Origin of the sequence: Paraburkholderia sp. 22098 (assembly GCF_052045935.1) — a bacterium.
Lineage (GTDB): Bacteria > Pseudomonadota > Gammaproteobacteria > Burkholderiales > Burkholderiaceae > Paraburkholderia > Paraburkholderia caledonica.
On the sequence record NZ_JBQEPV010000036.1, the window covers coordinates 1 to 1,304 of the forward strand.

At 59.9% G+C, this 1,304-nt stretch carries 1 protein-coding gene; it reads left to right on the forward strand.

The window, feature by feature from the left end; translation table 11 throughout:
• Nucleotides 1-64: 64 nt before the first annotated feature.
• Nucleotides 65-1,299, forward strand: a protein-coding gene (locus tag ACTJLB_RS32395; RefSeq protein WP_440785660.1) for an IS3 family transposase whose coding sequence is annotated in 2 segments (ribosomal slippage) — nt 65-419 and nt 419-1,299 — 1,236 coding nt in all. Because the reading frame shifts where the segments join, the coding sequence is not laid out codon by codon here.
• The last annotated feature ends 5 nt before the right edge of the window (nt 1,300-1,304 follow it).

A 1,304-nucleotide genomic window follows, 5' to 3' on the forward strand; every position in this document is an offset into this window, starting at 1 on the left:
TGGGCCGGCCCCGGCGAAAACCGGACATGAGGTAACGCTTAAACTTTGAGGTAGTCTTACGCCTATGTTTAAGCCCAGCTCTAACGTGGAACCCATTGAAGTTCTGACCCAGCCCGAACAGCGCCGCCGGCGCTCTGTCGAGGAGAAGCTCGCGATAGTGCGCGAGACTTTCGAGCCCGGAGCAACGGTTTCCGGAGTTGCCCGTCGTCATCAGGTGAATGCAAACCAGGTGTTCGCCTGGCGCAAGCTCTATCAGGACGGAAGCCTGTCAGCAGTCAGTGCCGGCGAGCAGGTGGTGCCGGCATCCGACCTGGCCGAAGCGATGAAGCAGATTCGTGAACTCCAGCGGCTGCTGGGCAAGAAGACGATGGAAGTGGAAATCCTCCGCGAAGCAGTGGAGTACGGCCGGGCAAAAAAATTGATTGCGCGCTCACCATTGCTGCCGGGGGACGACCGATGAAGACGGTCTGTGAAGTCCTGGGTGTGTCGCGCTCTAATCTCGCGGTGAAATCAAAGCGCGACGCTGAATGGGTAGACAAGCGCAAGACGCCCGCCCGGGACGACATGCCGCTCGTTGCGGAGCTCCAGGGGCTGATTGCTGATTTGCCGACTTACGGCTACCGGCGCGCCTGGGCCCTCCTACGGCGAAACCGGGACGCACAGGGGCAGCCTCGCGTTAATGCAAAACGGGTTTACCGGGTCATGCATACCCACGGCCTGCTGCTCGAGCGCCGCCCTCGACATCCCCAATCCACGCGCCGGCACGACGGCAGGGTCGCGGTGGACCAGAGCAATGCGCGCTGGTGCTCGGACGGCTTCGAATTCCGTTGTGATGACGGCTCACCGCTGCGCGTCATCTTTGCACTGGACTGCTGCGACCGGGAGGCCATGAGCTGGGCTGCGACCACTGGAGGCTATACCGGAGACATGGTGCGTGATGTCATGCTTCAGGCTGTAGAAAACCGTTTCGATGGTGCGCTGAAGGCCGACAACGAAATCGAATGGCTCAGCGATAACGGTTCCTGCTACATTGCCGAGGAAACGCTGACGTTCTCGAAAAAGGTGGGCCTGAAACCCATCACGACGCCGGTGCGAAGTCCACAGAGCAACGGGATGGCCGAGAGCTTCGTCAAAACGATGAAGAGAGACTACGTCTCGTGGATGCCCAAGCCGGACGCGAGAACGGCGTTGCAGAACCTGGCCATCGCGTTTGACCATTACAACGAATCGCATCCGCACAGCGCCCTGAAATACTGCTCACCACGCGAGTTTCGCCAGCGAGCAAATTCATCAACTTAAGCGTG